Origin of the sequence: Microcystis sp. LEGE 08355, from assembly GCF_015207185.1 — a bacterium.
Classification (GTDB): domain Bacteria; phylum Cyanobacteriota; class Cyanobacteriia; order Cyanobacteriales; family Microcystaceae; genus Microcystis; species Microcystis panniformis.
In genome coordinates, this window is sequence record NZ_JADEXI010000272.1 from 1 (window position 1) to 6,113 (window position 6,113).

Genomic DNA, 6,113 nt, shown 5'->3' on the forward strand with positions numbered 1-6,113 from the left:
AAAAGATGTCAAGTTGTATCCTTAACAAGGGAACAGTCAAACTAGGAGCCGTGTGAGGTGAAAGTCTCATGCACGGTTCTGAATGGGAGGGGAGGTCGGTGACGACCTTCTCGACCCCTAATAGTATTAGTTCACTGTTGGTGGAGTTAAGAAACTGTTGAAAAAGTTCAAGAATGCGCTTACCTAAAGGTTCTAACCGCAATGCTGATTTAAAATAGCCATCATCTTTTGGGCCACCGCTGCTGTTTGTTCCAGCATAGCAAAATGACCACAATCGGATAACTCAATGACGTTGCTGCCAGTTTCAAACAAGGGATGAAAACTGGCCAGATGGTTAACGTACTTAACTTCCATAATCGTATCCTCTTTCCCCGCCAGAAAATAGACCGGTTGCGGGAGACGGGAGACAATCTGGGGTAAAAGATGAACTTCGCTGATAGTGGTGGTTTCCAAAAGTGACCCTAGGGCCGCTTGGTAATCGGCCCGGACAAAATCAATCACGCGCTGTTTGCCCCATTTTTTACCTAGGGTTTGCTTGACCATCATCCGCGAGAATAAAACATCAATAAAGGGAACACGGGGCAACCAAGGCGGTCTTCTCTGTAAAATCTGTCTTCCAGCTTCCCGAAATCGCTCGAATTCCTCCTTTAGATAGATGCCACCGCCGGCATTCATACAGATTACCCCTTTAATCCGTTCAGGACAGCTATCCGCGGCCCACAAAGCAACACTACCACCGAGGGAATGACCAACTAACCAAGCAGCATCGAGGTTTAAGCGGTTAAGAAGGGTAATAACGTCTTGGGAGTAGGATTCAAGGTTATAACTGCTAGGAGGACTGTTAGAGGTGATTTTTTGGGAGTCGCCAAAGCCCCGGAGATCATAGACTAGACAGGGATAATCCGGGGAGAGAATATCTACCAAAGGCTGCCAGTAGTGACGACTCAGCAGCCAACCGTGTATAAAGACTAAAACCGGTTTATCCGCTTGGGGCGAAAATAACTCGTAACTGTGGGATACTCCCGATATGTCGATGGTAGGCATATAATCAATCTCAACCTAAGTTAAACCGTTGATAGGGGTTACTAGGGAAACTTCTAGAGAAAAATGGGTGTATTTAGCCTTGTTTACAGAGCAAAATCAGGGAAGCTTAGGATATTCCCTGATAGCTGATCAATCAATGCTATAGACAATTTCAAAAGCTTCTACTTTCAGTATAAAACACTGGGGATACCTCCCTAAAATAGGATGAAAACCCTAGACCAGGATTTATCTATGAAATGCGATCGCTTTTTGACTCTTTCCCTAGTGTTAAGTCTGGGATTAGTTTTTCCCCCCTCTCTACCCGCTCAAAATCCCCCCGCTACCACCTTTCAACCCGGTCCTTGGCAGCCTGTTGCTAGGGTGAATACGAGTCGTCCCGTGGAGATTAAAATCATCAATCAAACCGATATTGACCTCAATTATGACCTATCGGCCAATATTAATTCCTCTCCCCAATTATTATCTCCAGGTACGGAGACAAACCTAAGAGGTTTGGTAATTCCAGCATATATTCTGATTAATCGGGCTAATGCCGCCGCAGATCCCTATTCTTCTAGTTTAATCTATGCCGTAGAGGTCAATGATGATAATTTAGTCACGATTACTGTCACCAAAGTTCCGGGGAGTACCCCCGGTTATACCACCTTTAACATCAATCAACAGGGTGCTATTTATATTTACTAGCTCTAGCTTAAGCTGTTATGGAGTCACCTCGATTGTTAATTAAGTTTACGGCTCTTTCTACCTCCTTTGGCTTCAGGATTTTAAAATTCGTCTTCTTGGGCAAGAATTGTCTTAATAGTCCCTTATTATGCTCGTTTAATCCCCCTCTCCCAAGAATGATTGATAAGGAGTAGCAAAATAAAAATCTGCCCCGATTTTCTGAGGGGGCATCTCAGTTTTGCAGAAATACTGAAAACAGGATATAAAGGAAGAAGAAATTGATCAACAGAGGCAAGGACAATGACCAGATTAAATGATGCTGACCGAGAAAAAATCGGAATCGAAGGTTAAAATTCGTTTGATTTTTAAATTCTCAGCCGTTACTACTAAAGTCGCATCAGCTAAATCCATTGGGCGATCTTTATATTTTTCCATCAGTGACAGTAATCGAGGATAATCTTTTTCTTTGATCGAGGCTAACCGTACCATTTTCTTCAATAGCAATTTACCGAGTTGAGCTTGCATCGACCATCCCCCACGTTGCAAGCAGAGATACATGGATTCAGTAAAACAAGACCAAGTTGTTATTAGATAATAGGACTCATTCTCGATAAAAATTTTAACTGCTTGATGTCGTGGCTGAGATTTATCTACCGAACAGAATAAAGGGGCAGTATCGCACAGGATCATAGGATCAATCCCTGTTGTTTATATTTATCTATTAACAGATTTTCCTAGTCCTTTTCGCTAATTTCAGAGGCGGTCAATTCCATTTCTTCAACTTCTTGAAACCCTTTAGCCCATTTTTCTTTTAAGTCCTCTCTTCGATAGGCTTCAATTTCTTCGGCGATCTCTTCTTCGGTAATATCCTGAACGCCGGGTAAGGATTGAGTTTTATCGAAGAGTTCTTTAACTTTTTTGCTTAAAGCCTGACGGTTTTGTTTGTCCGCTAAATTTAACAAAGCGTCTTTCAATAAATCTTCAACGCTATTATATTTCCCTGTCGATAATTGAGAGTTAATTAATTGTTCTAATTCGGGATTTAAGGTAATATTCATGGTAAAATATGCTCCTGTGTAATATCGAATTTGGGACGATTGAAAACAGTGATCAACTCTAACAAAGTAGATTCGGACATTAAAAGCTTGCCGATATTTTGGGCTTTGTCTAATGCCTGACGAGCTTTGCCGTTTTTCGACAGAAGCGCGCTTACTAAAACGTTGGTATCGAGAATAAAAGAATATTCAAGGCTCATTTAGTAAAGATTCTAAAATTTCGGGGGTTAATCCTCTAGCTTCCGCCTCATTACTAATTTCGTCCATTAGTTTTCTCAAGAAATCGATATCGCTGTTAACTGGCTTTCTAATTAGCAAATCGACAAGAACCCGGATGCGTTCTTGTTCCTCCGGGGATGCGGATTGATAGACTTCTGCCGCTTCGGGACTGACTTCGATCGAAATTTTGCTCATATTATTAAGGCTCATTCTTGCTATGCTTCGGGGAGTTGTTTGAATAAGTCGATAACTTGTTCGTTGCTTAAGGTTAAGTTCGGCATAGGTCGCTTCTAGACACCAGCATGATTAATCAGTTTAACACCGGTCCTTAATGGAGAAGGTTTTCGGTTCGCCTACACCTTCCGGGCTTCGATCGGTTAGAATCGAGAAATTATCGGCCTAGAAAGTCCTTTCATCTTCGCGCTTGCCGTAAAATTATGATTGTCTCTCTCCAAGAAGCTCAAGCCAAACTGCCCGAACTGATATACAATCTCAAACCGGGGGAAGAATTGTTGATTACCGATAATAATCTCCCACTAGCCAAATTAATCGGGCAAACCCCCACATCTCCCCAACGTCCGGGGCCTGGCCTATGTAAAGGAATGATTACCATCGTGGCCGATGATGAAGAACACTTACAAGACTTCGCGGAGTATCTGCCTTGAAATGTCTAATCGATACCCATACTCTGCTTTGGTACACACTCAACGAATCCCCACTAAGTAGCGCCGCCCATCAACTAATTATTAACCAAAATAACGAAATATTAATCAGCCCAGCATCCTATTGGGAAATCGCCATCAAAATCAGTATCGGTAAACTCATTTTACATCAATCTTACAAAGATTTTATCGACGTATGCCTTAATCAATATCAATTTAATATCCTTGCCATCACACCAGAACATACGGATGCGCTGATCACCCTTCCTTTTTATCATAAATACCCCTTTGATCGCCTTCTGGTAGCTCAAGCTATTGTTGAAAATATTCCGATTATTAGTGTAGATACTATTTTAGATCGGTACGGTATTCAACGTCTTTGGTAGGGCGATCGTTTTTCTCAACCTATCGGAAAACTCGACACTATAACCCCTTTCTAATCCCTCGATTTGATGTTTTTCTACCAAGGTTCCCACGTCTCCTGCGGATAATCTTGCTTCGCGAATATCTTTTAATAAAATCCCATTGAGTAAAGTTCATAATTCATGGTTATTATTTCGATCTAAAAAGTCCAAAAAGTCTTTTGCTTTCACGATCTGAATATTTTGATATTGAACGAGTGAGAGAAGATGTTTGTCTCCCGTGATAATATGGGTCGCCTTGCCAACAATCGCACATTCTATGATCATATCGTCATCGGGATCGGCAGATACTAGGGCAAGCTCTTGATTAATTCTGACAATTCGAGAAAATTGGCAAACTTCTTCAATAATTTCCTCGGTTTTTTCTTCAGAAAGTGTAAATTTTACAATAAGCTTTTCTGAAAACTCATCTAAAATTTCTTGGCAAGTTACCGATTGTATCCGCCCGTTTCTTGCCATAGACACGCACAGAAGTGGACTTCCACCAGGAAAAAGCAAGGCAGAAATTAGTATATTAGTATCAAAAACGACAATGGGAGCCACTATTTTTCATGAACGATATTATCGATAAACTCTTCTTTTTCTTCTTCCGTCATGGTATCCCAATCATAGCCGCGTTCCTTGGCTACGATTCGAGCTTTGTCAATGGCGTAGTTAGACAAGGATTCCCATCGGTTCGACTGACTGAGGATGAGAATTTTATAAACTTCCCGTTTCTGGTCTTCGGGGAGTTGTTTGACTAATTCGATCACTTGTTCGTTGCTTAAGGTTAATTTCGGCATAGGTCGCTTCTAGACACCAGCATGATTAATCAGTTTAACACGAGTCCTTAATGGAGAGGTTTTTCGGTTTGCGTTCGCCTACACCTTCCGGGCTTCGATCGGTTAGAATCGAGAAATTATCGGCCTAGAAAGTCCTTTCATCTTCGCGCTTGCCGTAAAATTATATCTTTAACTAAATGGTGATCGCTAATTAATTATCGTAGTAAAGCTTGAAAACCTGCTTGAATAAAATGAACATCTGAAGTTAAAGCGTCGGTAATTTGATTTTCTTCCATAACAATAAAAGAAAAACAATCTACTAATCCCCAGCTTTTATCAGCTCTTGATTCGTAGAGCTTTAAGCCTTTTTGAAAAAGAGTAGAAGTGATAGTAACAACGAATAAATTATCGGTTTGATAGCATTGCTTGATAAAGGCAGAAACCTTAGGACGATTGTAATGACTAAGAGCATTACCAACCTCCATAAAAATGGCTTCAGTAACCCAAACTGCTGTTGCATTTTTTACATAGGGGAGGAACTGCATAGCAATTTGATGATATTGATCATGAGGATTGAGAATTGCTTGGATAAAGACCGTATCTAAAAAAAGTTTGGACTTATTCATCGCTTATATTTCTTTTGGGAGTATCATATAAATAATGATCGTGTTCCCTTGACCAATCTTCTGGAGCTTCATAGGTGCCAGCCATTTCTTCTAACAGTTCCCAAGCATTTTTATGGTTATTTTCTAGTGGATCTTCCCGAGAAATAATTTGGATGATGTAATGGGTATTGGGTTCTAATTCAATCTTTTCTTCGGGACGGAAAACCATTCCATCATAACTAACTCGTAGATTTTTTATCATAATGGATTGTTGAGAAGTAATTCGAGTACGGCCTACACAGTGCCTTAAGGCTAGTGTAACACACCCTCTCAACTATAACTGCCGTGCGATCGCACATTCTATGATCATATCGTCATCGGGATCGTTGGGAACGGATCTAAGTTGTCTCGTTATCGGAACAAGGCTGGAAAATTGACGAATTTCTGCGATATATTCTCTAAGTCCCCGTTCAGATATTTGAAATTTCTGCTGAAGTTTTTCGGTTAATTCGTCTAAAATCTCTTGGCAGGTTACTGAAGATACCAATCCCGTCTTCGCTAACGATAAGCAGGAAAATGTAGGGCTGTTTTTAGACAGCCAAGCAGAGATTAATATATTTGTATCAAAAACAACTACATAGGGTTTGCTAAAAAAGTTTGTTGGTGGGGGCAGGGTGTGGGG

General features: G+C 40.8%; 14 protein-coding genes and 1 pseudogene. 3 read left to right on the forward strand and 12 right to left on the reverse strand.

Annotated features, from left to right (window positions below):
* Positions 1–192: 192 nt before the first annotated feature.
* Positions 193–1,044, reverse strand: a complete 852-nt coding sequence (locus IQ242_RS14230; protein WP_193960415.1) for an alpha/beta fold hydrolase — start codon at positions 1,042–1,044, stop codon at positions 193–195.
* Positions 1,045–1,275: 231 nt separating this feature from the next.
* Here IQ242_RS14230 and IQ242_RS14235 point away from each other — a divergent pair, with 231 nt between their 5' ends.
* Entirely contained in the window at positions 1,276–1,728 is a 453-nt protein-coding gene (locus IQ242_RS14235) for a hypothetical protein (protein ID WP_193960422.1), read from the forward strand.
* 28 nt (positions 1,729–1,756) lie between these two features.
* Here the strand turns inward: IQ242_RS14235 and IQ242_RS14240 are convergent.
* The 5 genes and pseudogenes from IQ242_RS14240 to IQ242_RS14260 form a co-directional block, all read right to left on the reverse strand.
* Positions 1,757–1,929, reverse strand: a pseudogene (locus IQ242_RS14240) (IS30 family transposase); the annotation flags it as partial.
* A gap of 87 nt (positions 1,930–2,016) precedes the next feature.
* Positions 2,017–2,397 (reverse strand): type II toxin-antitoxin system VapC family toxin, encoded by a 381-nt coding sequence (locus tag IQ242_RS14245; RefSeq protein WP_193960416.1) that lies wholly within the window; start codon positions 2,395–2,397, stop codon positions 2,017–2,019.
* A 44-nt stretch (positions 2,398–2,441) separates the two neighbouring features.
* Positions 2,442–2,765 carry a hypothetical protein gene (locus IQ242_RS14250; RefSeq protein ID WP_147069323.1) on the reverse strand — a complete coding sequence of 108 codons (324 nt, stop codon included), beginning with the start codon at positions 2,763–2,765 and terminating at the stop codon, positions 2,442–2,444.
* The gene (locus IQ242_RS14255; RefSeq protein WP_004163250.1) at positions 2,762–2,962 is read right to left on the reverse strand and encodes a putative toxin-antitoxin system toxin component, PIN family; all 201 of its coding nucleotides are present in this window, start codon (positions 2,960–2,962) and stop codon (positions 2,762–2,764) included. Before IQ242_RS14255 ends, IQ242_RS14250 begins: the two co-directional genes overlap by 4 nt.
* Complete coding sequence (locus IQ242_RS14260) at positions 2,952–3,176, reverse strand: hypothetical protein (RefSeq protein ID WP_193960417.1); 225 nt, start codon at positions 3,174–3,176, stop codon at positions 2,952–2,954. Before IQ242_RS14260 ends, IQ242_RS14255 begins: the two co-directional genes overlap by 11 nt.
* Positions 3,177–3,418: 242 nt before the next feature.
* Here IQ242_RS14260 and IQ242_RS14265 point away from each other — a divergent pair, with 242 nt between their 5' ends.
* A complete protein-coding gene (locus IQ242_RS14265; protein WP_193960418.1) occupies positions 3,419–3,646 on the forward strand; it encodes a type II toxin-antitoxin system Phd/YefM family antitoxin in 228 nt (75 codons plus the stop codon).
* A complete protein-coding gene (locus tag IQ242_RS14270; RefSeq protein ID WP_193960419.1) occupies positions 3,643–4,029 on the forward strand; it encodes a type II toxin-antitoxin system VapC family toxin in 387 nt (128 codons plus the stop codon). The genes IQ242_RS14265 and IQ242_RS14270 overlap by 4 nt, the downstream gene beginning before the upstream one ends.
* On the opposite strand, the gene IQ242_RS14275 is transcribed toward IQ242_RS14270, so the two are convergent.
* From IQ242_RS14275 to IQ242_RS14300, 6 genes are all read right to left on the reverse strand, one after another.
* Complete coding sequence (locus tag IQ242_RS14275; protein WP_002799393.1) at positions 3,997–4,119, reverse strand: hypothetical protein; 123 nt, start codon at positions 4,117–4,119, stop codon at positions 3,997–3,999. The genes IQ242_RS14270 and IQ242_RS14275 overlap by 33 nt on opposite strands.
* Positions 4,120–4,179: 60 nt before the next feature.
* Positions 4,180–4,608: a putative toxin-antitoxin system toxin component, PIN family gene (locus IQ242_RS14280; protein ID WP_193960420.1), complete on the reverse strand. Its 429-nt coding sequence runs from the start codon at positions 4,606–4,608 to the stop codon at positions 4,180–4,182.
* Positions 4,608–4,847: a hypothetical protein gene (locus IQ242_RS14285; RefSeq protein WP_193960421.1), complete on the reverse strand. Its 240-nt coding sequence runs from the start codon at positions 4,845–4,847 to the stop codon at positions 4,608–4,610. The genes IQ242_RS14280 and IQ242_RS14285 overlap by 1 nt, the downstream gene beginning before the upstream one ends.
* 194 nt (positions 4,848–5,041) lie before the next feature.
* Positions 5,042–5,452: a type II toxin-antitoxin system VapC family toxin gene (locus tag IQ242_RS14290; protein ID WP_002777101.1), complete on the reverse strand. Its 411-nt coding sequence runs from the start codon at positions 5,450–5,452 to the stop codon at positions 5,042–5,044.
* Entirely contained in the window at positions 5,445–5,693 is a 249-nt protein-coding gene (locus IQ242_RS14295) for a hypothetical protein (protein WP_002738017.1), read from the reverse strand. The genes IQ242_RS14290 and IQ242_RS14295 overlap by 8 nt, the downstream gene beginning before the upstream one ends.
* Positions 5,694–5,765: 72 nt before the next feature.
* Positions 5,766–6,113: putative toxin-antitoxin system toxin component, PIN family (locus IQ242_RS14300; protein ID WP_228021000.1), on the reverse strand; the 348-nt coding region annotated here is incomplete at its 5' end.